Source organism: Rahnella ecdela (genome assembly GCF_019049625.1).
Lineage (GTDB): Bacteria > Pseudomonadota > Gammaproteobacteria > Enterobacterales > Enterobacteriaceae > Rahnella > Rahnella ecdela.
In genome coordinates this window covers 209917-234039 of the sequence record NZ_JAFMOY010000131.1, presented here as the reverse complement: position 1 = coordinate 234039, position 24123 = coordinate 209917, and the positions used below count along the sequence as shown (strand labels likewise).

General features: G+C 51.3%; 21 protein-coding genes. 11 read left to right on the top strand and 10 right to left on the bottom strand.

The genetic code is table 11. The annotated features are described in order from the left end of the window. Positions 1-5 precede the first annotated feature (5 nt). Entirely contained in the window at positions 6-2147 is a 2142-nt protein-coding gene (gene yccS, locus J1784_RS19695; protein ID WP_217150589.1) for a YccS family putative transporter, read from the top strand. A gap of 27 nt (positions 2148-2174) precedes the next feature. Here yccS and J1784_RS19690 read toward each other — a convergent pair whose 3' ends face one another. Next, positions 2175-2807: a TfoX/Sxy family DNA transformation protein gene (locus tag J1784_RS19690; protein WP_217150588.1), complete on the bottom strand. Its 633-nt coding sequence runs from the start codon at positions 2805-2807 to the stop codon at positions 2175-2177. 216 nt (positions 2808-3023) lie between these two features. Between J1784_RS19690 and sulA the strand changes: the two genes are divergently transcribed. Together sulA and ompA are read left to right on the top strand one after the other, a co-directional pair. Next, positions 3024-3530 carry an SOS-induced cell division inhibitor SulA gene (gene sulA, locus J1784_RS19685; RefSeq protein WP_120130844.1) on the top strand — a complete coding sequence of 169 codons (507 nt, stop codon included), beginning with the start codon at positions 3024-3026 and terminating at the stop codon, positions 3528-3530. Positions 3531-3887: 357 nt separating this feature from the next. After that, positions 3888-4964 carry a porin OmpA gene (ompA, locus tag J1784_RS19680; RefSeq protein ID WP_120130843.1) on the top strand — a complete coding sequence of 359 codons (1077 nt, stop codon included), beginning with the start codon at positions 3888-3890 and terminating at the stop codon, positions 4962-4964. Between the two features lie 128 nt (positions 4965-5092). On the opposite strand, the gene matP is transcribed toward ompA, so the two are convergent. Then, positions 5093-5551: a macrodomain Ter protein MatP gene (gene matP / locus J1784_RS19675; RefSeq protein ID WP_217150587.1), complete on the bottom strand. Its 459-nt coding sequence runs from the start codon at positions 5549-5551 to the stop codon at positions 5093-5095. Positions 5552-5761: 210 nt separating this feature from the next. Between matP and J1784_RS19670 the strand changes: the two genes are divergently transcribed. Further along, a complete protein-coding gene (locus J1784_RS19670) occupies positions 5762-7528 on the top strand; it encodes an AAA family ATPase (protein WP_217150586.1) in 1767 nt (588 codons plus the stop codon). A 68-nt stretch (positions 7529-7596) separates the two neighbouring features. Continuing rightward, on the top strand, positions 7597-8115 hold the full coding sequence (fabA, locus tag J1784_RS19665; protein WP_013574872.1) for a bifunctional 3-hydroxydecanoyl-ACP dehydratase/trans-2-decenoyl-ACP isomerase: 519 nt from the start codon (positions 7597-7599) through the stop codon (positions 8113-8115). Between the two features lie 149 nt (positions 8116-8264). Here the strand turns inward: fabA and rmf are convergent, their stop codons facing one another. The 6 genes from rmf to rlmKL form a co-directional block, all read right to left on the bottom strand. Continuing rightward, on the bottom strand, positions 8265-8432 hold the full coding sequence (gene rmf, locus J1784_RS19660) for a ribosome modulation factor (RefSeq protein WP_013574871.1): 168 nt from the start codon (positions 8430-8432) through the stop codon (positions 8265-8267). A gap of 275 nt (positions 8433-8707) precedes the next feature. Continuing rightward, positions 8708-9277 (bottom strand): membrane integrity-associated transporter subunit PqiC, encoded by a 570-nt coding sequence (gene pqiC / locus J1784_RS19655; protein WP_217150585.1) that lies wholly within the window; start codon positions 9275-9277, stop codon positions 8708-8710. Beyond that, the gene (gene pqiB, locus J1784_RS19650; RefSeq protein WP_217150584.1) at positions 9277-10914 is read right to left on the bottom strand and encodes an intermembrane transport protein PqiB; all 1638 of its coding nucleotides are present in this window, start codon (positions 10912-10914) and stop codon (positions 9277-9279) included. The genes pqiC and pqiB overlap by 1 nt, the downstream gene beginning before the upstream one ends. 1 nt (position 10915) lies before the next feature. Continuing rightward, complete coding sequence (gene pqiA, locus J1784_RS19645) at positions 10916-12217, bottom strand: membrane integrity-associated transporter subunit PqiA (RefSeq protein ID WP_217150583.1); 1302 nt, start codon at positions 12215-12217, stop codon at positions 10916-10918. A gap of 47 nt (positions 12218-12264) precedes the next feature. Continuing rightward, entirely contained in the window at positions 12265-14169 is a 1905-nt protein-coding gene (locus tag J1784_RS19640; RefSeq protein ID WP_217150582.1) for an ABC transporter ATP-binding protein, read from the bottom strand. A 5-nt stretch (positions 14170-14174) separates the two neighbouring features. After that, positions 14175-16295: a bifunctional 23S rRNA (guanine(2069)-N(7))-methyltransferase RlmK/23S rRNA (guanine(2445)-N(2))-methyltransferase RlmL gene (gene rlmKL, locus J1784_RS19635; protein ID WP_217150581.1), complete on the bottom strand. Its 2121-nt coding sequence runs from the start codon at positions 16293-16295 to the stop codon at positions 14175-14177. Positions 16296-16405: 110 nt separating this feature from the next. Between rlmKL and J1784_RS19630 the strand changes: the two genes are divergently transcribed. Then, positions 16406-17509, top strand: coding sequence for a YcbX family protein (locus tag J1784_RS19630; protein ID WP_217150580.1), 1104 nt, complete (start codon positions 16406-16408; stop codon positions 17507-17509). 139 nt (positions 17510-17648) lie between these two features. Here the strand turns inward: J1784_RS19630 and J1784_RS19625 are convergent, their stop codons facing one another. Both J1784_RS19625 and pyrD read right to left on the bottom strand, forming a co-directional pair. Next, positions 17649-18194 carry a cell division protein ZapC gene (locus tag J1784_RS19625; protein ID WP_217150579.1) on the bottom strand — a complete coding sequence of 182 codons (546 nt, stop codon included), beginning with the start codon at positions 18192-18194 and terminating at the stop codon, positions 17649-17651. Between the two features lie 184 nt (positions 18195-18378). Next, complete coding sequence (gene pyrD, locus J1784_RS19620; protein WP_217150578.1) at positions 18379-19389, bottom strand: quinone-dependent dihydroorotate dehydrogenase; 1011 nt, start codon at positions 19387-19389, stop codon at positions 18379-18381. 314 nt (positions 19390-19703) lie between these two features. Between pyrD and ssuE the strand changes: the two genes are divergently transcribed. From ssuE to ssuB, 5 genes are read left to right on the top strand one after another with little or no spacing between them, the layout of a single operon-like run. Beyond that, positions 19704-20285 (top strand): NADPH-dependent FMN reductase, encoded by a 582-nt coding sequence (gene ssuE / locus J1784_RS19615; protein WP_217150577.1) that lies wholly within the window; start codon positions 19704-19706, stop codon positions 20283-20285. Positions 20286-20303: 18 nt separating this feature from the next. Continuing rightward, positions 20304-21278 carry a sulfonate ABC transporter substrate-binding protein gene (locus tag J1784_RS19610; protein ID WP_217150576.1) on the top strand — a complete coding sequence of 325 codons (975 nt, stop codon included), beginning with the start codon at positions 20304-20306 and terminating at the stop codon, positions 21276-21278. A 58-nt stretch (positions 21279-21336) separates the two neighbouring features. Then, positions 21337-22506, top strand: a complete 1170-nt coding sequence (ssuD, locus tag J1784_RS19605) for an FMNH2-dependent alkanesulfonate monooxygenase (protein WP_217150575.1) — start codon at positions 21337-21339, stop codon at positions 22504-22506. Further along, positions 22503-23294 (top strand): aliphatic sulfonate ABC transporter permease SsuC, encoded by a 792-nt coding sequence (ssuC, locus tag J1784_RS19600; RefSeq protein ID WP_120506908.1) that lies wholly within the window; start codon positions 22503-22505, stop codon positions 23292-23294. The genes ssuD and ssuC overlap by 4 nt, the downstream gene beginning before the upstream one ends. After that, positions 23291-24073, top strand: coding sequence for an aliphatic sulfonates ABC transporter ATP-binding protein (ssuB, locus tag J1784_RS19595; protein ID WP_217150574.1), 783 nt, complete (start codon positions 23291-23293; stop codon positions 24071-24073). Before ssuC ends, ssuB begins: the two co-directional genes overlap by 4 nt. Positions 24074-24123: the final 50 nt, after the last annotated feature.

Genomic DNA, 24123 nt, shown 5'->3' with positions numbered 1-24123 from the left:
TTTTAGTGCTTTCGATTGCACCGGGTTTAAGGCGATATGCCTATAACAGCAATGTTCTTTATCACATCAGGATTTTCATTGCTCTGACAGGCGCGGCGGCCGTTCCGTGGTGGTTGGGTCAAATTACGCTGACCATTCCCCTGACGCTCGGTGTTGTTGCTGCCGCACTGGCTGACCTTGACGATCGTCTGGCGGGGAGGCTGCGAAATCTGCTGATCACACTGGTGTGCTTTTTCATCGCTTCCGCATCAATCGAATTACTTTTCCCGTATCCGTGGCTATTTGCGCCAGGTCTGATGCTCTCCACATGCGGGTTTATCCTTCTCGGCGCACTAGGCCAGCGTTATGCCACCATTGCTTTTGGCGCGTTACTGATTGCCATCTATACCATGCTGGGTACCAGCATGTACCACATCTGGTATCAGCAACCGCTGATCCTGCTGGCCGGTGCTATCTGGTATAACCTGCTGACGCTGGCCGGCCATATTATCTTTCCTATCCGGCCGTTGCAGGATCAGATTTCGCGTTGCTTTACGCAACTCGCAGCGTATCTGGAAGCCAAAGCGACGCTGTTTGACCCCGATCAGGAAGACAATAATCAGCAACTGGTTGAGCTGGCGATGGCCAACGGACAGCTGGTGTCCACGCTAAATCAGACTAAAAATACGCTGCAAACCCGTCTGAAAGGCGACCGGGGACAGAAAGGTACCCGCCGGACGTTGCATTATTATTTCGTGGTGCAGGATATTCATGAACGCGCCAGTTCATCGCACGTGAAATACCTCAGGCTGAGTGAACAATTCCATCACAGCGACATCTTATTCCGCTTCCAGCGGTTAATGAGTATGCAGGCGCGGGCCTGTCTGCAGCTGTCACAATGCATTCTTTATCGGCAAAAATATCAGCATAACAGCCAGTTCGAGCGCGCGTTTGCCCGGCTGGAAGAAGCGCTGAAACGCCTGGAATCTCAGGGCGAGCATCGGGATATGTTGCAGGCACTGCGCCATCTTTTACGCAATCTGCACGCTATTGATGCACAACTGGCAAATATTGAATCCGAGCAGTCACTGCCTGAAAATAATGAAACCGGCAAAAACACCTTCGCCGAAGACCGCCTGACCGGACTTGATGATATCTGGCTGCGTATATCTCGCCATTTCACGCCGCAGTCAGTCTTATTGCGTCACGCGGTGCGAATGTCTGTCGTGTTGTTTGTCGGCTACGTATTTATCCAGGTCAGTGGTCTGGATCATGGCTACTGGATATTGCTCACCAGTTTATTCGTCTGTCAGCCCAACTACAGCGCTACACGCCGCCGTCTGGCACTGAGGATTGTCGGCACACTTGCCGGTATCGCGCTGGGTATTCCGATACTGTATTTCGTGCCTTCAATTGACGGGCAAATGATCCTGATCGTTATCAGCGGTTTATTGTTCTTTGCCTTTCGCACGGTGCAGTACGCACAGGCGACGATGTTCATCACCCTGCTGGTGTTGTTGTGCTTTAACTTACTGGGCGAAGGTTTTGAAATCGCCATTCCCCGCATCATCGATACGCTGATTGGTTGTGGTATTGCCTGGGCTGCGGTGACTTTTATCTGGCCAGACTGGAAATTCAGGCAAATCGAACACGTCGTCAGCAAAACCTTCGATGCGAACTGTCGTTACCTTGACGCTATTTTGGTGCAATACCATCAGGGAAAAGACAACAGTCTCGATTACCGTCTGGCGCGCCGTGATGCACATAACTGCGATGCGGAGTTGGCGTCCGTCGTGTCCAACATGAGTTCTGAGAAGAATAACGATACAGCCACTCTGGATGCAGCATTCCGGCTGCTGTGCCTGAATCATACGATGCTAAGCTATATCTCTGCGCTGGGCGCACATCGTGAAAAACTCAAAGATGCTGAAACCCTGCGTTTGCTGGATGACGCCGTCTGTTGCGTGGACGGAGCTCTGCACCATCTGCCTTCTGAAGCGGATCGTATTCAGCAAGCTCTTGAAAATCTGACCACCCGTATTCAGTTAAGAACCACAGATTCGGACAGTAAAGAACAGCTGGTATTGCAGCAAATTGGATTACTGGTGGCTCATTTACCTGAACTCACCAGCCTTAATAGTAAAATTCTGCCCGTTCAAAGTTCCTGACAACTCTGAGCCGTTATGCGTTGCGGCTTAGTGCATCGTCAGGGGATATTGGTCTTGCTGATGGTTGAACCATTGAGTTAATAACTCTCTGGACGCCATCGGCAAGGCGGCTTCATGAAAACCCAGTATTGCCCCTTCCAGCGCCATCAGTAAGTGAATGCCCAAATTCTTTTTTTTTACTGCGCACAATTTCAGGTATGCCTTGCGCGCCCCCTGCATCCGAAGGTCACCCGAATTTTCAATCCCCACCTGCCAGAGCATCCGCTCAAGTGCCAGCGTGAGATTAGGCAAGTCTTTCAATCGCAGGGCTTCACTATTTTTCTTAGATTCAATTTCACGTCGCATGCCTTTTAACGCAACTTTAGCCAGCCTCAGGAGTATCTGAGGATCACTCCATTGGTCATGACTGACTTTGAAATATCGTAAATGCACATCCATCCCCCGCTTGCGGTAAATCAGCCGCTCCATTTTTTTCCGGCAAAAGTGAGCTTCATTGTCATCATTCGCCCGCAGGTATAATTCCCCGTCAGAAACCAGACCGAACATGGCGCTGTCAGCTGATAAACTGAACCCGCCAAATTGCGTGCGCGAGCGTATATTGCCTAGTGAGGCAAAGAGTTCCAGACATTCAAGCACTCTTTTTTTTGATTGATTTATCATTGCGTTATCCTTTTCACATTCATTCCTTACATCCAGTTTGAGTTACCAGAACCGCTAAATGCAAAATACGCAATGTCGTGTGTAGCAACAAACATAAAATGCAGTTGCAGGGTATTGCCTTCAAAATTTGCGAGATGTCTTGGAAAAATTGGGTTGATCTTTGCCCATCGCCAGAGTACTGTACATTCATACAGTAACTCACTGGGGTACATCTCTATGCGAACTCAACACCATACAAATCATCATTTTAGTCAGCTTGCTTTGCCCGTTTCCCGTGCACAGGTAAATACGTCTGCATCCTTGAATAATGGTCTGATCACTGAGTTCGTCTATAGTGCGAGCCAACCCGCTTTTGCCCAGTTACTGCTCCCCCTGCTGCAACATCTCGGCATGCAATCACGCTGGTTATTATGGCTGACCCCTCAGCAAAAACTGAGCCGCCACTGGTTATCACAATCCGGTTTACCGGTAGATAAAATGGTTCAGGTCAATCAGATAACCGCGATGTCCACCGTCGATGCAATGGAGAAAGCCTTACAGACGGGTAACTACAGTGTCGTGCTCGGATGGTTGCCAGATTTGAATGATGCAGAGAGGGAAAGATTGCAAATTGCTGCGCGTCAGGGGGGAGCTTACGGCTTCATCATGAAGCCAACAAATGAACAGAATTCAGCTTGTGGACATCACTCAACAGTAAAAATTCACTCTTCCGTATACCATTAGTTCAAAATAGGAATGTTCCTACGAAAATAATGCGGAACTTAGTGATTTGTGCTGAGAAAGGTTCAGAACCCAGTAAAAATGGGCTTCCTGAATGTAGATTGCCTTCACAAATTGTCAGCAATTAGTCAAAGCCGTTAAGAAATGTGTACGTTTTTCCCTTTTTTTCCACGGTGTTAACACATCAAGCTTGTAAGTTTCGCGCCACGTTGTAGACTTTACAACGCCAAGGTTGCTCAATAATGCCAACGTAAAGTGGCAAGTTCTGAAATGAAGCAATAATCTTGGCGTAAGGATTTTAACCAAGGGCTTAAAAAGCATAAAGCTCAATTGCCTATTTGGATGATAACGAGGCGCAAAATGAAAAAGACAGCTATCGCATTAGCAGTGGCACTGGCAGGTTTCGCTACCGTAGCGCAAGCCGCCCCTAAAGATAACACCTGGTATACCGGTGGTAAATTGGGCTGGTCCCAATACCATGACACTGGTTTCGCAAATGCTTACAACGGTATCGGCAACGGCCCTACCCACGAAAGTCAACTGGGTGCAGGTGCGTTCTTGGGTTACCAAGCGAACCAATACCTGGGCTTTGAAATGGGATATGACTGGCTTGGCCGTATGCCTTACAAAGGCAGCGTAAACAATGGCGCGTTCAAGGCACAAGGCGTTCAGCTGGCTGCTAAATTGAGCTACCCACTGACTGACGATCTGGACATCTACACCCGTCTGGGTGGTATGGTCTGGCGTGCAGATGCCAATGGTAACTTCAACAACGGTGCTAACGGCCGCGTAAGCGATCACGACACCGGTGTTTCTCCACTGGCAGCAGTTGGTGTTGAATATGCAGTGACCAAAAACTGGGCTACCCGTCTGGATTACCAGTTTGTTAGCAACATTGGTGACGCAGCTACCGTTGGTGCACGTCCTGACAACACAATGCTGTCTGTAGGTGTTTCTTACCGTTTCGGTCAAGATGAAGCAGCTGCTCCAGTTGTTGCTCCGGCACCAGCTCCAGCTCCAGTTGTAGAGACTAAGAAATTCACTCTGAAATCTGACGTTCTCTTCAACTTCAACAAAGCGACTCTGAAACCAGAAGGCCAACAGGCTCTGGATCAGCTGTACAGCCAGTTGAGCTCAATCGATCCTAAAGACGGTTCTGTTATCGTTCTGGGTTACACCGACCGTATCGGTTCAGAACAATACAACCAGAAACTGTCTGAGCAACGTGCTCAGAGCGTAGTAGATTACCTGGTATCTAAAGGTATCCCTGCTAACAAAATCTCTGCACAAGGCCAGGGTAAATCTAACCCAGTTACCGGTTCTACCTGTGACTCCGTTAAAGGCCGTGCTGCTCTGATCGACTGCCTGGCACCAGACCGTCGTGTAGAAATCGAAGTTAAAGGCTACAAAGATACTGTTACTCAGCCACAGGCTTAATAACACTCTTTAGCTTTTGCTACAGATATTAAAAACCCCGCTTCGGCGGGGTTTTTTTATGTCTTCTACTTTTTTGATGACGACTGAAGAAAGCGTAAAAGCCGAAACTAAGTAGGAAGAAGAGAGCCTCAGCCCTCTTTTCTACCGAGGATCTGTTCCAGATCTTCTTTGAGTGAAGACATCTGATTGGCGTATTTCTCTTTACGCTCCGCATCTTCAAGCAACTGAATGATCGTGTCAGACAGTGTTGCTCCGCGCCTTTGCGCCAATCCTGCCAGACGCTGCCAGACAAGAAACTCCAAATCGATGGACTTCTTACGCGTATGCTGATGTTCTGCGTTAAAGTGACGCTTACGGCGGGCACGGATCGTTTGTTTCAACCGATTTTCCAGCGACGGATTCATATTATTAATAATCCAGTCGGCTACTTTAACCGGTTCGTTTTCCAGCCGGAGAAGTTGATTCACAGATTCTTCAGCAGCGCTGTTTTCCAAATGGCGAGTGATCCGCTCACCTTCCCGGTGTTTTTTCACCAGATACTTCCATTTCCAACCGCTTTCGAGATTTTCCAGTTGCTGATATTTCATCGTGAACTCTTCGGTGACCACGTAACTTTAATAAGCATAACAGCTTTAATTCAATTTTCACCCCAAATAAACCCGCTTATTTCGCCTGTTTTTTAAGCACCCGTTCAGCAATGTGCGCTAAGACCAATAGTGCTACGACTCTGATTGTATGCAGCCGGATTTATTCTTGTATAATCGCTCTTTCCCTTTTTATAGATAACAGCTAACACATTGACCAATAACCGACTTGACTGGCAGCTTTTACTGCCCGATACCGCGCCTTACGAGGCAATTTTTGCAACGGCTGCCCAGTTAGCCCCTGTCGATTTCGCAGGCACTCAACCCCGGCTGGAAAATGGTTTAACGCTGTTTTGTCATCCCCGTTCCCGCCCGCGTTTTATGACGCTCAAGGCGCAGGAAAATCACGAGTACCTGTCTTGTATTGCTGACGTGGTCAGTAGCCTGCTGCCGGAACAGACTGAAGTTATTGGCAACCGCTACCATATTGACGGTAACAAGGTCACGCTGCTGGCTGCCAAATCTGCCGAAGATACATTCGCTGCCAGCTTTACCTGTCAGTATCGCGAATGGATTGAGCCGGAACAGTTATTTGGCTGCGTTCGCCTGTTTAAAGATCAAATACAGCTTGAACCGGGTCTGGTGCATCAGGTTAATGGCGGTGTTTTAGTGCTGTCTATCCGCACGCTCATCGCTCAGCCACTGATGTGGTTGCGCCTCAAGCAGATGATCACTGAAGGCCAGTATCACTGGGTATCCCCGGATGAGACAAAACCTTTGCCGGTTACCGTTCCTCCTATGCCGCTGGACCTGCGTCTGATCCTGGTAGGCGATCGCCTGTCACTGGGTGACCTTAGCGATATGGAGCCGGAACTGATGGATTCCGCTATTTATGGCGAATTCGAAGCCGATCTGCCGCTGACCGAAGAAAGCGACATGGAAACCTGGTGTGGTTACGTTAACACACTGGCCGATGAGCTTGAGGTCCCGCGCCTTGCTGCCGATGCCTGGCCAGAGTTTCTGAAAATAGCCATTCGTCACAGCACCGATCAGGGAAGCCTGACACTCGACCCTGTCTGGTTAAATGCCCAGCTAAGTGAAGCCGCGCTCTACAACGAAGATGAATTGCTCAGCGCCAAATCTCTTGAAGCGGCGGCTAATGCACGCGCATGGCGTGAAAGCTACCTGCAGGAACGTATGCAGGATGAAATTGAACTTGGGCAAATCCGTATTGAGACCGAAGGTGAAGTCGTCGGACAAATTAACGGCCTTTCCGTTCTGGAATATCCGGGTCATCCGCGCGCTTTAGGTGAACCTTCGCGTATTAGTTGTGTCGTACACACCGGCGACGGCGAATTTACCGACGTCGAACGCAAAGCTGAATTAGGCGGTAATCTGCATGCGAAAGGCATGATGATTATGCAGGCCTTTTTGATTTCCGAGTTAGAACTCGACCAGCCTCTGCCCTTCTCCGCTTCAATTGTGTTTGAGCAGTCTTACGGAGAAGTGGACGGCGACAGCGCATCCCTCGCTGAACTTTGCGCACTGATCAGTGCGTTATCGATGCAGCCGATTAACCAGCAAATTGCGGTCACCGGCTCTGTCGATCAGTTTGGGAATGTGCAACCTATTGGTGGCGTAAACGAGAAAATCGAAGGTTTCTTCGAAGTTTGTCAGCGTCGCGGTTTGACCGGTAAGCAAGGGGTCATTCTGCCAACCAGCAACGTGCGTAATCTTTGCCTGCATCCGCAGGTTCTGGACGCCGTTCGCGAAGGCCAGTTTCACTTATGGGCAGTTGATAACGCAGCTGACGCGCTGCCTATCCTGACCGGACTGATTTACACAAACGAAGAAGAAGCTGAAGAAGAGCGTCCGAGCCTGCTGGGATTGATTCAGCAGCGTATTGCACTGGTCACATCGCAAGGTGGCCCGCGCTATCCGTGGCCTCTTCGCTGGTTGAACTGGTTCAACCGCAGCTGATCGGAGTTGTTCAGCTTACAGCTGTAAGCTAAGCTTCGCCCTTCATTAAAATAAGGCTTACATAGAACATGGTAGATAAACGCGATTCCTATACGAAAGAAGACCTCGTAGCTTCAGGCCGCAGTGAACTGTTTGGCGCTGGCGGCCCTCCATTACCATCAGGCAATATGCTGATGATGGATCGCATCGTTAAGATGCAAGAAGATGGCGGCACCCATGGCAAAGGTTATGTTGAAGCTGAATTAGATATCAATCCTGACCTGTGGTTCTTTGGCTGTCACTTTATCGGTGATCCGGTTATGCCTGGCTGTCTGGGCCTGGACGCAATGTGGCAGCTGGTTGGCTTCTATCTGGGCTGGCTCGGTGGCGAAGGCAAAGGCCGCGCACTGGGTGTGGGTGAAGTTAAATTCACCGGTCAGGTGCTGCCAACTGCAAAACTGGTGACGTACCGCCTGAACTTCAAGCGTGTTATCAACCGTAAACTGATCATGGGCGTGGCTGATGGTGAAGTGCTGGTTGATGGTGTGGTAATTTACACCGCAACAGATCTGAAAGTCGGTTTGTTTAAAGACGCTGCTGCTTTCTAATAAAGCGCTTTGCTGAGTCTGATAAAACGGTGAGTCTGATGGCTCGCCGTTTTTTATGGGCGTTATTCAGCACGGCAGGATAAACGTTGCTACAAACAAAAACCTCCGCGCGCAGCGGAGGTTGTTCCTTATTCTGACAGGGGAGCCGCTTAAGCGGTAACGGCCCTGTCCTCCATGGCTTGTCGCCAACCCCCGAGCCAGTGTGATCGGGCATCTAATGATTGGTACGGACAAATCTCTTTTGAGCGTCCGCCAATACCTGCTTGATATCCACGTGATTGTGCCCGTTCCAGGCGATCGCGTTTTTGTCTCTTCATGCCTTATATCCCTCATTATTCAGGTCAGGTGGAAAGAAAACAGTGGCCCGCTTCTGCGTCCACACCTAACAAATAGCTGCTATCGGCTGAGAGGTCAATGCGCAAAATTCACGCCAATGTCATATTTGTGAGATATATTATTCGATTGCGCACAAGATAATCGTGCTGACAAAAATCTCATCTGGCTGATCACCATAAAAAAATCCCGGCGTCTGAACTGTCAGAAACCGGGATTTTTAACGTTTTACTTAAAAAATATTAAGCTTAAAAAAACGTCATCTTATTTGTGAGGCAATCTGGCCTGCTTCTTGCTGCCAACCTGTGGCCAGCGTTTTCACCAGCGCATCATAACCATCTTCGTTTTGCTTCAGGTTCAGCGTGAAATCACGCTGAAGCATCTGTCCGCTGCGGCTCAGTGTCCAGCTTCCGCTGATAACTACCGTGCCATCGTAGCGACCGTGGAATCCGGTCACATTGACGTTCAGCACGTCCTGATCGTCTGCATTGACCGCCTGTGTGGAAACCAGAGTCCCCGGCAAATCGCGGCGCAGATAAGTTACCAGCGATTGCTGAAGTTGTTGATCCAGCGGACTGGCCCAGAGATTATTCTGGGTCAGCGTGTACTGCACATCGTTGGTCTGATAAACCAGGCCGTTGCCTGATAGATAATCTGCAACACTGACCCTTTCAACCCACAGTTGCTGATGCGAAGTCATTCCTGATGACATCGCACTGCCCGTTGCCGGAGCGCTATTGAGCACCGGCAACTGGTAGTAGGTTTTCTGATCACTGCTGCTACAGGCAGTCAGGAATAATGCTAAGACGACAGGTATCCATTTCATCATTATTTGGCCTTCTTCGGCTGAGGATCATCTTGCCCTGGGGCGGCGAAAATCAGTGCATTACTTTTCTGGTTCAGCGTTTTCAATACGGGTTGCAGTTCACGCAGGGTCTTATCAAGACTTTGCATGTCATTCACCATATGTCCGTACGCCGGAGAACCTGGCTGGAAGCCTTTCAGGCTGCGGTTAAGCTGAATCAGTGTCTGCTGCATATCCTGTGGCAGATTCTTCATTTCCTTACTGCCGACAATCGCATTCAGAGAATCTATGGTTCTCTGCGTCGCTTTCATGGTTTTCTGACTTTCCGCCAGCGTACTGGTGGCTTCACGCATCATTGGTTCGATCGGCAGATTATTGATCTTATCCAGCGTGGTCATCAGTTTCTGTTGGATCTGCGCAAACCCGCCGCTTACCGTCGGCAACAGTTTATGCCCTGCAATTTCCAGAGGGCCTTTCCATGGTTTCTCGTTTGGATAGAAATCCAGATCGATATACATCGCGCCCGTTAACAGGTTGGCGGATTTCATCGAAGCACGCAGACCATGAGCGATACCGTCACGGATATGATCTTCAATATTGAAATTACTGCCCAGCAACTGAGCAAAGCGATCCGGCTCAATGCGGATCAACACCGGTATACGGTAATCATCCGACATCTGCTGTTTCAGGACATTCAGCGGATACGGCACTTCAGCGACTGTCCCCAGACGAATACCGCGGAATTCAACCGGCGCGCCAGGTTGCAGCCCGCGAACAGAATCCGAGAAGAACATCACGTAATCCATATGACGGGTATACAGCGATTCCTGAATACTTTTCTGATCGTCGAAAAGCCTGTAATCGTCGCCGTTTTTAGCTGCCTCGCCCTGAGTCCAACCATTAGGAATATCGAAGCTGACGCCACCGCTGAATAAGGTGGTCAGTGATCCCATTTCCACACGCATACCGGCCGCTGACATATCAAAATTCACGCCGCTGTCTTTCCAGAAGCGCACATTATCGGTGACCAATGTGTCGTAAGGCGCACGGATAAAGAGCTGATATTTGATATTACGGGCTTTCGGGTCAAAGTGGCTGGTTTCAACTGTACCCACCTGGAAACCGCGGAACAGCACCGGGTCGCCCGGGCTGAGCTGACCGGAGCGCTCACTTTCGAGGATCACGCGGATCCCTTTCGCATCAGGCGATGCCAGCGGTGGTGAATCGTCCAGTGTGTATTGTTCTTTCTCTTCGCCTTTATTACCCGGCTGTAACTGAATATACGCACCGGATAATAATGTGCTCAGACCGGATACCCCTTCACGACCGATTTGGGGTTTCACGACCCAGAATACGGAGTCACCACGCAGCATTTTTTCCATGCCGGTGTTCAGACGGGCTTTGATGATAACCTGCTGCAAGTTTTCACTGAGCGTGACAGATTCGACCTTACCAACATCGACGTTACGGCTTTTGATGGTGGTCTTTCCGCCTTCAATGCCTTCGGCCGTGGTGGTGATTAATGTCACTTCCGGACCCTGATGGCTGTAGTGGTAGAACAGTATCCATGCACCGATCAGTGCCGTGACAATCGGCACAATCCACACTGGCGACCAGCGTTTAATTTTTTCTACTTTGGCAGTTCCATCTTGCTCTGCCATATTATTTCCCGCCATCTTGTGGCTCCTTTGCAGACTTCATTACAGCGCGATCCCAAATGAGCCTTGGGTCAAACGTCATTGCAGCGAACATCGTGAGAATGACAACACTGGCAAAAAGCAGCGCGCCAATGTCCGGATAAATACTCATCAGTTGTCCCATCCTTACCAGAGCAGACAGCACCGCAATCACGAACACGTCAATCATTGACCAGCGGCCAACGAATTCGACCACCTCGTAAATCACGTGCAATCTTTCCCTGTCAATTTCCTTATTACTGTTTGCGTCCCAGCAAAGCCAGCCAATCGCAATCATTTTGAGCGTCGGCACCATGATACTGGCAATCAGAATCACCATAGCAACGGGATAAGAACCCTCACTCCACAATAGGACAACGCCCGCCATGATGGTGGATGGCATCGGCGAACCCAACACCTGAGTTATCATGATTGGCATCAGATTCGCGGGGATATACAAGAATATAGACGTAATGAGCAGCGCCATCGTCCATTGCAAACTGTTTTTGCGGCGCGCATAGCCGGAAGTCTCACAGCGTCCGCACTTTTTCTGATCAACCGGCAAAATAGCCATGCAGCAATGGCAGGAACGTAATCCCTGCGACAATCCGCTCTCACCGACACGCAGCGATCTTTCCAGTTTCGGTGCGGGAGCAACCTGCTGCCAGATCCAGTACCGGTCAGTACACTGAAAAGCCCTGAGCTGTAAAATACAAAACAGCACAAAGGGATAGAAACTGGTACCGACGCCAACATCGCCATAAGCCATCAGCTTCACGAAGCTGACAAGTACCCCTGCCAGGAAAATCTCGACCATACACCAGGCTTTCAGGCGAAAATACGTGCGGGCGATACTGATTTGCCAGTGGCTGGGCATCGATGTGCCCTGACAAAGAATGATGATGGACAGCATGCAGATTGCAGGCATCAGCTGAACCAGAATCATAAACAGCGACGCCATACTGGCGTAATCGTCAGAGACTAAAACCTGCGGAATTTGAATCAGCGTGACTTCGCTGCCAAGACCGGCAACTTTCATGTTCACGAAAGGGAAAAGATTCGACAATAGCAGCATAAATAACGCGCTGACAGCATAGGCAATCGGGCGGCGACGCGGCTCTTTCCAACGCGACGTCAGTGTCGTGTGGCAGCGCGGGCATTTTGCTTTTTGCCCGACAGCAATCTCAGGGATTGCTACCAGCAAATCGCATTGGGGACATAAAATGTGCGGGTCGTGGACATGAGAACACACAAGCCAACTCCTCAATTGCGGAACGTGCAATAGCATGTGCCGCAGGAACAATCCTTCATTCCGCGGCACATGACGGGGCAGTGTTAGCCGTTTTTCTGCGCTTCCAGCGCTTCCCAACGTTCAAACGCCTGCTCTAACTCCTGCTCTGCGGCTGCTAAAGCGGTGATAACCTGCTGAGTTTCTTCATGAGGAAGTGTGAAGAAATTCGCATCACTCATTTGCTGTTGCAGTGCTTCAATTTTTTCTTCCAGCGTGCTGATTTGCGCAGGCAATTGTTCCAGCTCGCGTTGTTGATTATAGCTGAGCTTATTCGCCGTGCGTTTTGCCGGTTCTGCTTTTGGTTGTGCAGCCGGTTTATTTTCGGCGGCTACCGCCTGACGGATTGGCTTCTGGTGACGGCGCTGATGCTGTGCATCATGGTAGCCGCCCACATAGCTGTTGATCACGCCGTTGCCTTCGTAAATCCAGCATTCAGTTGCTGAGTTATCTACAAATTCACGGTCGTGGCTCACCAGCATCACGGTACCCTGATAGCTGTCGATCATCTCTTCCAGCAACTCGAGAGTTTCCACATCCAGGTCGTTGGTCGGTTCATCGAGGATCAGCAGGTTGCTTGGACGCAGGAACAGTTTCGCCAGCAGCAGACGGTTACGTTCGCCGCCTGACAGCGCTTTTACCGGCGTCATGGCACGTTTAGGATGGAACAGGAAGTCCTGCAGGTAACCCAGCACGTGACGCGCACGGCCGTTAACCATGACTTCCTGCTTACCTTCTGCCAGGTTATCCATCACGGTACGTTCAGGATCCAGCTCGGCACGGTGCTGGTCAAAGTACGCGACTTCCAGCTTGGTACCGCAGTGAACGCGGCCGCTGTCTGCCTTAATCTGACTTAACATCAGTTTCAGTAACGTGGTTTTACCGCAGCCGTTCGGACCAATCAGTGCAATTTTATCGCCACGCATAACCTGCGAAGAGAAATTGCTGACCAGTTGTTTACCGGCGATGCTGTAATTAACATCTTCCATTTCAAAGACAATCTTGCCGGAACTTGCGGCTTCAACCACCTGCATTTTGGCAGTGCCCATCACTTCACGGCGATCGGAGCGTTCTTTACGCAGGGCTTTCAGGGCGCGTACGCGGCCTTCGTTGCGGGTACGACGGGCTTTGATGCCCTGACGGATCCACACTTCTTCCTGCGCCAGCTTTTTGTCGAACTCGGCGTTTTGCAGCTCTTCAACGCGCAGCGCTTCTTCTTTCGCCAGCAGATACGCTTCGTAGTTGCCAGGATAAGAAACCAGTTTGCCGCGATCGAGGTCAACAATACGGGTCGCCATATTGCGGATGAAAGAACGGTCGTGGGAGATGAAGATAATGCTGCCCTGGAATTCTTTCAGGAATTCTTCCAGCCACGCAATACTTTCAATATCCAGGTGGTTCGTTGGTTCGTCGAGCAGCAGAATGTGCGGCGCGCTGACCAGAGCACGGCCCAGAGCGGCTTTACGCAGCCAGCCACCGGACAAAGATTTCAGCTCGGTATCAGCATCCAGACCCAGTTTCAGCAGCACTTCGTTGATGCGGCTGTCGAGTTGCCACAGGCCCTGGTGATCAAGAATCTCCATCACCTGCGCCAGTTTGTTCATATTCTTTTCACTCGGATCTGTTTCGACCAGATGCGAAATAGCGTGATACGCCTTCAGATGTTCAGCCTGCTCGAACACGCCTTCGGAAACGAAATCAAACACCGTGCCTTCAACGTTACGCGGCGGATCCTGTTGCAAACGCGCCACAATCAAATCCTGCTCATACACGATGCGTCCGTCATCAAGCGGCACTTCGCGGTTCAGGATTTTCATCAGCGTCGATTTACCGGCACCGTTACGGCCAACCAGACAGACGCGCTCATTCGGCTCGATGTGTAATTCGGTGTTATCCAACAGCGGCGAGTCACTGAATGACAGCCAGGCACCTGACATACTAATTAACGACATAAACTTTATTTTTCCTCGCCGGCATGGGACAGCAGCCAGCAGTTATGAATCTGACGATTACGGGCGAAATCCTGTGACAGGGTTTGGCTGGTGATTTCTTTCGCGCTCAGCCCCAGCTTGCTCAATCCTTCGAGATCCATCTGGAAACCGCGCTTGTTGTTGGAGAACATAATGGTGCCGTTACGACGTAAAATGCGTTTCAGATCTTTCATCAGAGCCAGATGATCACGCTGTACGTCAAAACTTTCGGCCATACGTTTAGAGTTGGAGAACGTCGGCGGATCGATAAAGATCACATCGAATTGTTCATCACACATCCCCAGATAAGACAGGCAATCCGCCTGGATCAGGCGATGCTGGCGACCGGTCAGACCGTTAGCACGCAGATTTTTTTCCGCCCATTCCAGATAAGTGCGGGACATATCTACCGTGGTGGTGCTGCGCGCGCCGCCCAGACCTGCATGAACACTGGCGGTGCCGGTGTAAGCAAACAGGTTGAGGAAGTCTTTACCCTTGCTCATTTCACCGAGCATTTTGCGGGCGATACGGTGGTCAAGGAACAGACCGGTATCGAGATAATCCGTCAGGTTAACCCACAGTTTAGCGTTGAATTCCTCAACCAGCAGGAACTCGCCTTTTTGCGCCAGTTTCTCGTACTGACTGGTGCCTTTCTGGCGCTCACGGGTTTTCAGGATCAGTTGACTGGAAGAAATATCCAGCACAGACATGGTGGCGTTTATCACGTCAAACAAGCGCTGACGGGCTTTTTGTGCATCCACAGTTTTTGGTGGTGCATATTCCTGTACCACCACTTTGCTGCCGTAGCGGTCAACCGCTACGTTGTAATCCGGCAAATCGGCGTCATACAGGCGATAACATTCGATGCCCTGCTGTTTGGCCCATTTTTCCAGTTTTTTGACATTCTTACGCAGGCGGTTGGCGTAATCATCCGCCAGTTGCGCGCCGGCAGCACCGGTCGGGTTTTCTGCCAGCTGATAGTTTTTCTGCACACATTCCAGCGGACCGTTCTTGGCCTTGAACTGGCGCTCAGCGCGCAGTTGCAGACAGCTCAGTAATTCCGGTGATGCACTGAAAAGCGACAACTGCCAGCCACCGAACTTAGTCTTCATGATGCGGCCAAGCATGTTGTGCAGGGCTATCAGTGCCGGTTCGCTTTCCAGACGCTCGCCGTATGGCGGGTTGCTGATGACCGTACCCACCGGGCCTTCCGGCAGTGGATTCACCAGTTTACCGACTTCTGCGGCTTCAAAGCTGATCAGCTCCGCTACACCGGCGCGACGGGCGTTCGCACGCGCCATCTCAATGACACGACGGTCAATATCAGAACCGAAGAAACGGGATGAGGTTTCCTGCACCGCACGACGGGTACGCACCTGCGCTTCGGCGGTCAATTCACGCCACAGTTCGGCGTCAAATTTGTTCCAGCCGGTAAAGCCCCAGTGCTGGCGATGTAAGCCCGGTGCGCGATCGGCGGCGATCATTGCCGCTTCAATCAGCAGAGTACCGGAACCACACATCGGATCGACCATTGGTGTGCCAGCCTGCCAGCCGGAGCGCATCACAATCGCTGCCGCCAGGTTTTCTTTCAGCGGCGCCTGACCGGTCAGGTCACGGTAGCCACGCTGATGCAGACCTTCGCCGCTGAGATCCAGCGCGACGCTGGCGGTATCACGTTGCAGGAAGACGTTGACACGAATATCGGGCTGCTGCTTCGCCACATTCGGACGTTCATCCATTTTGCGGGTAAAGCTGTCGACGATGGCGTCTTTCACTTTCAGCGCACCGTACTGGCTGTTACGGATTTCATCATTCAGGCCGCTGAAATGCACGGCGAAGGTTTTTTCCACGCCAAACACGGATGGCCAGTCAATTGCCATCACGCCAAGATAGAGATCCAAATCGCTGTGAACTTTGAATTCGTTCAGTGGCAACAGGATGCGCGAAGCCAGACGGCTCCACAGTAAGCTACGGTACAACAGGCGATCGTCACCTTCAAAATGCACCCCTCCCTGCACAACTTTGCAGGCTTGCGCGCCCAGCGTTTCCAGTTCGCTTTTTAACAGTTCTTCCAGTCCACGCGCCGTGCTGGCAAACAAAGAGTTCATATCGACATATCACCAAAAATAAAATTGTTGCGCATTATAGCTAATCCCCGCCGCTTGTCATAAAGTCTCTGGTTATTCTTAAGACTTTATACTCTGAGAGGCAGTGTTCAGTGCCCATTCTTTCACGTTTATTTGTTCATCCGGTTAAATCGATGCGCGGACTGCAAGTTTCACACTCGCTGGTCACGCCAACAGGTCTGGCTTTCGACCGTCAGTTCATGATAACCGACCCGCAAGGCATGTTTATAACCGCCCGCCAGTATCCGAGCCTCGTCCTGTTCACTCCGATTTTGCTACCTGATGGCCTGATGCTGAGTGCGCCCGAAGGCGAAAGTATCAGCGTCAGATTTCGTGATTTCGCAGGCATTAATTCACCGACGGAAGTCTGGGGCAATCAGTTTACCTCACTCATCGCTCCGGAGCCGGTAAATCGCTGGTTAAGTGGTTATTTAAAACGTGAGGTCCAGTTGCGCTGGGTCGGTGAAGAGCCGACACGACGGGTGAAAAAATATCCCGACGTCCCGCTGTCTTTCGCCGACGGCTTTCCGTATCTGCTGATCAATGAAGCGTCGATGCAGGATTTACAACGTCGCTGTCCGGGCGGCGTCAGGATTGAACAGTTCCGGCCCAATATTGTGGTCAGCGGTGCAAACGCTTACGCAGAAGACAGCTGGCAGACCATCCGCATCGGGGAAGTCATTTTCGATCTGGTGAAGCCGTGCAGTCGCTGCATTTTCACTACCGTCAGCATTGAAAAAGGCCGCAAGCATCCTCGTGGCGAACCGCTGAAAACGTTGCAAGGATATCGTACAGCCAGCGACGGCGATGTCGATTTCGGTCAGAACATGATTGCCCGTAACAGCGGCGTTATCCGTGCCGGTGACAGCGTACAGGTGCTGGCGACTAAACCACCCCGCCCTTACAGCGCAGGCGAAGTCGTCGAAAATGTCGAAGCGCCAAAAAGCACCACGCGGGAAGTGCGCATTAATTATCAGGGCACGGAGTTTACCGGTAACAATCAGCAGATTTTGCTCGAGCAGCTGGAGTTGCAGGGATTACGTATCCCTTATTCCTGTCGTGCGGGAATTTGCGGTGCCTGTAAAATGACATTAAAAGAAGGGAACGTCGCACCACTCAAAGAAAGTGCTGTCGGAAAAGATGGAACGATATTGTCATGCAGCTGTATTCCGGCAACGGATATCATGCTCGGCTAAAAATATCCCCTTATTACCCAAAATAGTTCGAGTCGCAGGAAGGCGACAAGAGAAGGAATCCCGATGAGCTTACACCGGTAAGTGATTCGGGTGACTGAGCGCGGCCAACGCATCGGCAACTTGAAGTATGAAGGGTAATTTACACGGCTTGATCGTAGACATCGCGATCCACTCTGAATGCAGCGGGCATCAGCCGGTCGTGCATCACTTTTATTGCATCACCGAGCACCATGCCGCGCCCTGCCACTGTCAGCCGCTCTTGCGCCAGCAGGCACAGGCTGGCGTTATCACCCGATTCCACCACCAGCAATGTTGCCTGTTCGCCACTGTCCATCACCTGAACCTGGGCAAGCTGGCCATTTTCTGGCTGGAAAGGACGCATTTGCTGACTGAAATGCCAGCTCTTGGGCATCAGGGGTTTTAAAAAGCGGAAAGCGACTAAGGCATTTAAAACTAATTCAGCGCGTTGTTCAGCGGCGAGACGAATATTTTTGCACTGTTCTTCATAATCGAAATACAAAGCAGCATCATCGACGCAAAATGACATATTTCCAAAAGCATCAGGCGTTAACATTTTAGCCGGGAAGCGGGAACGAAAAATCATGCCATTGGCGAGATCCAACATAAGCCGGTCATGCTCTGCATCAAAATACCAACGCCAATTATCATCTGGTTTGATTTTCATTTCGTCATCCTGTTTGCCCTCATGCCCGTTGCCTGAATGCATTATCCACTCAACTACCATAATAGAGTTTTCGATAATGAAACGATATCAGACAAATCCTGAGCCTGAATTACGGTCAGTGGACAAAATATAGACGAGCCGGGTTGATAAATAAACCCCTGACTCGCCTTAAGGAAGAAAAATATTAGATGTGGGTAACAATATCTTTGATCAAACCCGGGCCTTTGAAGATAAAGCCGGAATAGATTTGAATTAATGACGCACCAGCCGCCATTTTTTCACGCGCTGCAGTTAATGAATCAATGCCGCCAACGCCAATAATAGGCAGACGGCCCTGCAATTCATTCGACAACATGCGGATAATTTCTGTACTGCGCAGCTGCACCGGACGCCCGCTCAGGCCACCGACCTGCTCACAATAATTCAGACCCTGAACCAGTTTCCGATCGAGCGTGGTATTGGTGGCGATAACGCCGTCCATATTATGACGAACCAGACTGTCGGCTATTTGGATCAATTCTTCCTCAGAAAGATCCGGCGCGATCTTCACAGCGACCGGCACATATTTCTGATGACGTTGCTGAAGTTCGAGCTGCTTATTCTTAATCGCCGCCAGTAAATCATCGAGCGCTTCACCGTATTGCAGTGAACGTAAACCGGGGGTATTAGGCGATGAAATATTGATCGCGATATAACCGGCATACGGATATACCTTATCCATACAGGTCAGATAATCGTCTGCGCCGTGCTCAACAGGCGTGTCTTTATTCTTGCCAATATTAATACCCAGAATGCCGCCAAAGTGTGATTTTTTGACATTATTCACCAGATTATCCACACCGAGGTTATTAAAGCCCATGCGGTTAATCAGGCCTTCGGCTTCAACGATGCGGAATAAACGGGGCTTGTCATTACCGGCCTGCGCACGCGGAGTGACCGTGCCGACTTCAATAAAACCAAAGCCCATTGCGCCGAGAGCATCAATACATTCACCGTTTTTATCCAGACCTGCGGCCAGTCCCAAAGGATTCTTAAAGGATAATCCCATGCAGTTTACCGGTTTGGTAGGCACTGACTGGCGGATCAAAAATTCAAAAGGGCTGCCGGAAATACGGCTCAACTGACGAAAGGTTAACTCGTGGGCGCGCTCTGGATCGAGCTGAAACAGTGCTTTTCTGAAAAGAGGATAATACATGGAGACTCCTGGATTCCCGGTGGCTAGACGGGGCGGTATTATCGACTAAGCGCCGCTTAATTGGAAACGATAACCGGCATATTGGCCGATTAATTGACTCTGAGCGCAAACGATTACCTTTTCGTTACTTTTAATTCACTTTTCATTCTTAACCAGCCTTCGCCTGAACCCACCGTACCAGGTGCTTTATCTGATTTGAAACTTTCCATAGCCAAAATTGAGATTTCCGCTGAGCCGCCTCTGCCTGCTAGGTTTACTTCACTTCGTTAATAAAAATGATAGTTCTATAACAGATTGTTATAAGGAATAAGCAAATGCGTGTAGTCACCCTGGCAGGCAGCCCGCGACAACCCTCCCGCTCCTCTTCCCTGCTGGCGCTCAGCCATCAGTGGCTGGCGAGCCGGGGCGTTGAAGTCTTCACCTACAATATTCAGGATTTCTCAGCAGACGATCTGTTGTTCGCTAATTTCGGCAGCCCGCAATTAAAGCAACTGAACGCTGAACTGGCGAGTGCGGATGGCCTGATTGTCGCCACGCCGGTATATAAGGCGTCGTTTTCAGGTGCGCTGAAAACCTTGCTGGATTTGCTGCCTGAGCGTGCGCTCGACCATAAAGTGGTATTACCGCTGGCCACAGCAGGATCAATAGGCCACATGCTGGCCGTCGATTATGCGCTGAAACCGGTGCTGGCCTCGCTAAAAGCGCAGGAGGTTTTACAGGGCGTTTTCGCCGATGACAGTCTGATCACCGATTATCAGACGTTCCCCGCAAAGCTGGATCCGGCACTCGAAGAACGCCTGACGGAATCACTGGAAAACTTCTATCTGGCGTTGAGCCGCCGCCGTCCGCAAATTCCGTCTGTCGCTTCCCTTTCCGCGCAAGCTTTGCGCGTCTGAAATTAAAAGGAATTAATCATGCCTGCGTCTTTCTCTTTATTACGCCAGTTGCCAGTGATTGCCGGTCTGGTCACCAGTCTGATATTCAACGCCACGGCGTCAGCACAGGAAAAGGATCCTGCGCAATTACGTATCGCTTATCAGAAAGGATCCGTTGGTCTGGTGCTGGCGAAATCCCATCAGCTGCTGGAAAAACGTTTCCCGGACACCAAAATCAGCTGGGTGGAATTCCCCGCAGGCCCGCAAATCCTTGAAGCGCTGAACGTCGGCAGTATCGATTTAGGCGGCACAGGCGATTTACCGCCACTGTTTGCGCAAGCGGCCGGTGCGGATCTTCTTTATATCGGTTCAGAACCGCCGAAACCGAAAGCGGAAGTGATACTGGTCGACAGTAACAGCCCGATCAAAACCGTGGCTGATCTTAAAGGCCACAAAGTCGCTTTCCAGAAAGGCTCCAGCTCCCACAATTTACTGCTTCGTGCGCTGCAACAGGCGGGTCTGAAATTCAGTGATATCCAGCCAGTTTATCTGACGCCTGCCGATGCACGCGCCGCGTTTCAACAGCATGACGTCGATGCCTGGGCCATCTGGGATCCGTATTACTCCGCAGCAGAAGTTCAGGGCGATGTCCGCGTGCTGACTGACGGCTCGACGCTGCATCAGACCGGTTCCTTCTATCTTGCGCCCAAAAAATATACCGAGGCTAATCCTCAGTTAATCAGTCAGGTTCTGGATGTGTTAACGCAGGCGAATGCGCTGACAAAAACGGACCGTGAACAAAGTATCAAACTCCTTTCACAGTCGATGGGATTACCGGAAAAAGTGGTCGCCTCTTATCTGGATCATTTGCCTGATATGCCTATCACACCGGTCAATGCCGAGACAGAAAAGCGCCAGCAACAAACTGCTGATTTGTTCTATCAAAACCATATTTTGCCAAAGACGGTTGAAATCAAAGACCGCATCTGGAAACCGGCCGTACAAGCCAACTGAACCCTGATTTAGCCGCCGCTGAGCGGTCATGAAACGCAAACTTTGAGAGGAACATACTATGAGTCTGAACGTATTCTGGTTTTTACCCACCCATGGCGATGGCCGTTATTTAGGTACTGAAGAAGGTGCCCGTGTGGTAGACCACGGTTATCTTCAGCAGATTGCTCAGGCCGCAGACCGCTTAGGTTTCGGCGGCGTATTACTCCCCACCGGCCGTTCATGCGAAGACTCATGGTTAGTGGCCGCCTCCCTGATTTCTGTTACGCAGAAGCTCAAATTCCTGGTGGCGCTGCGTCCGGGAATTATCTCCCCGACGCTGGCCGCCCGTCAGGCAGCGACACTCGACCGGCTTTCCGGTGGCCGGGCGCTGTTTAATCTGGTCACAGGCGGTGACCCGTCTGAACTGGCGGCGGAAGGTTTACATCTCAACCATAAAGAACGTTATGAAGCCTCGGCAGAATTTACCCGCATCTGGCGCCGCGTGCTGGAAGGCGAAACGGTCGATTACGAAGGCAAACATATTCAGGTCAAAGGCGCGAGCCTGATGCATCCTCCGGTTCAGTACCCTCGCCCGCCGCTGTATTTCGGTGGGTCTTCCGACGAAGCGCAGGATCTGGCGGCCGAGCAGGTCGAACTGTATCTGACCTGGGGCGAGCCGCCAGCGTTAGTGAAAGAGAAAATTGAACAGGTACGGGCGAAAGCTGCCGCCAAAGGCCGCACCGTGCGCTTCGGCATTCGTCTGCACGTGATTGTGCGTGAAACCAACGAAGAAGCGTGGCGCGCCGCCGACAAACTCATCGCCAACGTCGATGACGAAACTATTCAGCGCGCGCAGGCCGCTTTCGCCAAAACGGATTCCGTGGGCCAGCACCGTATGGCAGCGTTACACGGCGGTGACCGTAACAAGCTGGAAATCTACCCAAATCTCTGGGCCGGTATCGGTCTGGTGCGCACCGGTGCAGGAACGGCGCTGGTCGGCGATGGTCCAACCGTCGCAGCCCGTATGCAGGAATATGCGGATCTCGGCATCGACACCTTTATTTTCTCCGGTTATCCGCATCTGGAAGAAGCGTACCGCGTCAGTGAGTTGCTGTTCCCGCATCTGGATCTGGCCAAACCGGAAGATGACAATATCGTGAAGAAAGCCATTTTGCCGCGCGGCGAGCTGGTCGCTCATGACTTTGTCAATAAACGCACAGCCAGCCAGCATCAAGGAGAGCACAGATGACAACGACACAACGCTGGCTGAACCGCATTGCCCCGTGGGTTGTGCCGGTGGTACTCATCGGCGGCTGGCAACTGGCGGTCGAAGCCGGCTGGTTATCCAACCGGATTTTGCCAGCGCCGAGCGCCGTGGTGGAAGCCTTCTGGACACTCGCAAAAAGCGGTGACCTCTGGCAAAACCTGAAAATCAGTACATTCCGTGCGCTGATTGGCTTTGCCATCGGCGGCAGTCTCGGGTTACTGCTTGGCTTTATCACCGGGCTTTCCCGCTGGGGCGAGCGCCTGCTGGACAGTTCGCTGCAAATGCTACGTAACATTCCGCACCTGGCGCTGATCCCGCTGGTAATTCTGTGGTTCGGCATTGATGAATCCGCCAAGATTTTCCTGGTGGCGCTGGGAACGCTGTTCCCGATTTATCTCAATACGTATCACGGTATCCGCAATATTGACCGTGGCCTGCTGGAGATGTCGCGTAGCTACGGACTTTCCGGTTTCCCGCTGTTTATTCAGGTGGTGTTACCGGGCGCGTTGCCGTCAATTATGGTCGGCGTGCGCTTTGCGCTGGGCTTCATGTGGCTGACGCTGATTGTGGCGGAAACCATTTCAGCTAACTCTGGCATTGGTTATCTGGCGATGAACGCCCGCGAGTTCTTACAAACTGACGTTGTGGTGGTTGCCATCGTGCTTTACGCCATTCTCGGCAAACTGGCCGATGTTCTTGCCCGCCTGCTGGAAAGCGTCTGGCTGCGCTGGCACCCTGCCTATCAGAAAAAACAAGGAGATGCCGCATGAGCGCACCCGCACGCATTGGGCAAGGCACGCCGGTGACACTTTCCGGCATCACTAAAAAATACGGCAACCGCGCCGTGCTGAACGATATTAATCTGCGCATTCCGCCCGGCCAGTTTGTGGCTGTCGTCGGTCGAAGTGGCTGTGGTAAAAGTACCCTGCTACGTTTGCTGGCCGGACTGGAAAAAACAACGCAGGGCGAACTGCTCAGCGCCAGCGCGCCGCTGAGTCAGGTGCGAGATGACACACGCCTGATGTTTCAGGATGACCGTCTTCTTCCCTGGAAAAAGGTGATTGATAACGTCGGTCTTGGCCTGAAAGGCAAATGGCGTGAAGCTGCGCTGGCCGCACTGGAAGAAGTCGGGCTGGCCGATCGCGCGGACGACTGGCCGTCAGCATTATCAGGCGGACAAAAACAACGTGTGGCACTGGCGCGTGCGTTGATCCACCGTCCCCGCCTGTTATTACTGGATGAACCGCTGGGCGCGCTGGATGCCCTGACACGCATTGAGATGCAAAGCCTGATCGAACGCTTATGGCAGCAACATGATTTCACTGTTCTGCTGGTGACGCATGATGTCAGTGAAGCAGTCACCGTGGCCGACCGGGTGATCCTTATTGATCAGGGACAAATTGGTATGGATTTGACAGTAGATTTGCCGCGCCCGCGCCGTAAGGGTTCGGCGAGACTGGCGGAGCTGGAAGCCGAAGTTCTGGAACGTGTGCTGACACCACAGCCATTACAAAATGTCGCTCAGGAAGCGAAACGCGCGCAAAACTGATTGCCGCATTCAGTAAATTCAAAACGAAAAAAGGGCGATGTTTTCATCGC

Coding starts and splice junctions, on each gene's coding strand:
- pyrD (WP_217150578.1), bottom strand. CDS start 19,389: ATGTATTATCCTCTTTTCAGAAAAGCACTGTTTCAGCTCGATCCAGAG.
- ssuE (WP_217150577.1), top strand. CDS start 19,704: ATGCGTGTAGTCACCCTGGCAGGCAGCCCGCGACAACCCTCCCGCTCC.
- J1784_RS19640 (WP_217150582.1), bottom strand. CDS start 14,169: ATGTCGTTAATTAGTATGTCAGGTGCCTGGCTGTCATTCAGTGACTCG.
- pqiA (WP_217150583.1), bottom strand. CDS start 12,217: ATGCTATTGCACGTTCCGCAATTGAGGAGTTGGCTTGTGTGTTCTCAT.
- ssuB (WP_217150574.1), top strand. CDS start 23,291: ATGAGCGCACCCGCACGCATTGGGCAAGGCACGCCGGTGACACTTTCC.
- pqiB (WP_217150584.1), bottom strand. CDS start 10,914: ATGGCAGAGCAAGATGGAACTGCCAAAGTAGAAAAAATTAAACGCTGG.
- J1784_RS19625 (WP_217150579.1), bottom strand. CDS start 18,194: ATGAAAATCAAACCAGATGATAATTGGCGTTGGTATTTTGATGCAGAG.
- J1784_RS19690 (WP_217150588.1), bottom strand. CDS start 2,807: ATGATAAATCAATCAAAAAAAAGAGTGCTTGAATGTCTGGAACTCTTT.
- J1784_RS19610 (WP_217150576.1), top strand. CDS start 20,304: ATGCCTGCGTCTTTCTCTTTATTACGCCAGTTGCCAGTGATTGCCGGT.
- pqiC (WP_217150585.1), bottom strand. CDS start 9,277: ATGATGAAATGGATACCTGTCGTCTTAGCATTATTCCTGACTGCCTGT.
- matP (WP_217150587.1), bottom strand. CDS start 5,551: ATGAAATATCAGCAACTGGAAAATCTCGAAAGCGGTTGGAAATGGAAG.
- ompA (WP_120130843.1), top strand. CDS start 3,888: ATGAAAAAGACAGCTATCGCATTAGCAGTGGCACTGGCAGGTTTCGCT.
- rmf (WP_013574871.1), bottom strand. CDS start 8,432: ATGAAGAGACAAAAACGCGATCGCCTGGAACGGGCACAATCACGTGGA.
- sulA (WP_120130844.1), top strand. CDS start 3,024: ATGCGAACTCAACACCATACAAATCATCATTTTAGTCAGCTTGCTTTG.
- rlmKL (WP_217150581.1), bottom strand. CDS start 16,295: ATGAACTCTTTGTTTGCCAGCACGGCGCGTGGACTGGAAGAACTGTTA.
- ssuC (WP_120506908.1), top strand. CDS start 22,503: ATGACAACGACACAACGCTGGCTGAACCGCATTGCCCCGTGGGTTGTG.
- fabA (WP_013574872.1), top strand. CDS start 7,597: ATGGTAGATAAACGCGATTCCTATACGAAAGAAGACCTCGTAGCTTCA.
- ssuD (WP_217150575.1), top strand. CDS start 21,337: ATGAGTCTGAACGTATTCTGGTTTTTACCCACCCATGGCGATGGCCGT.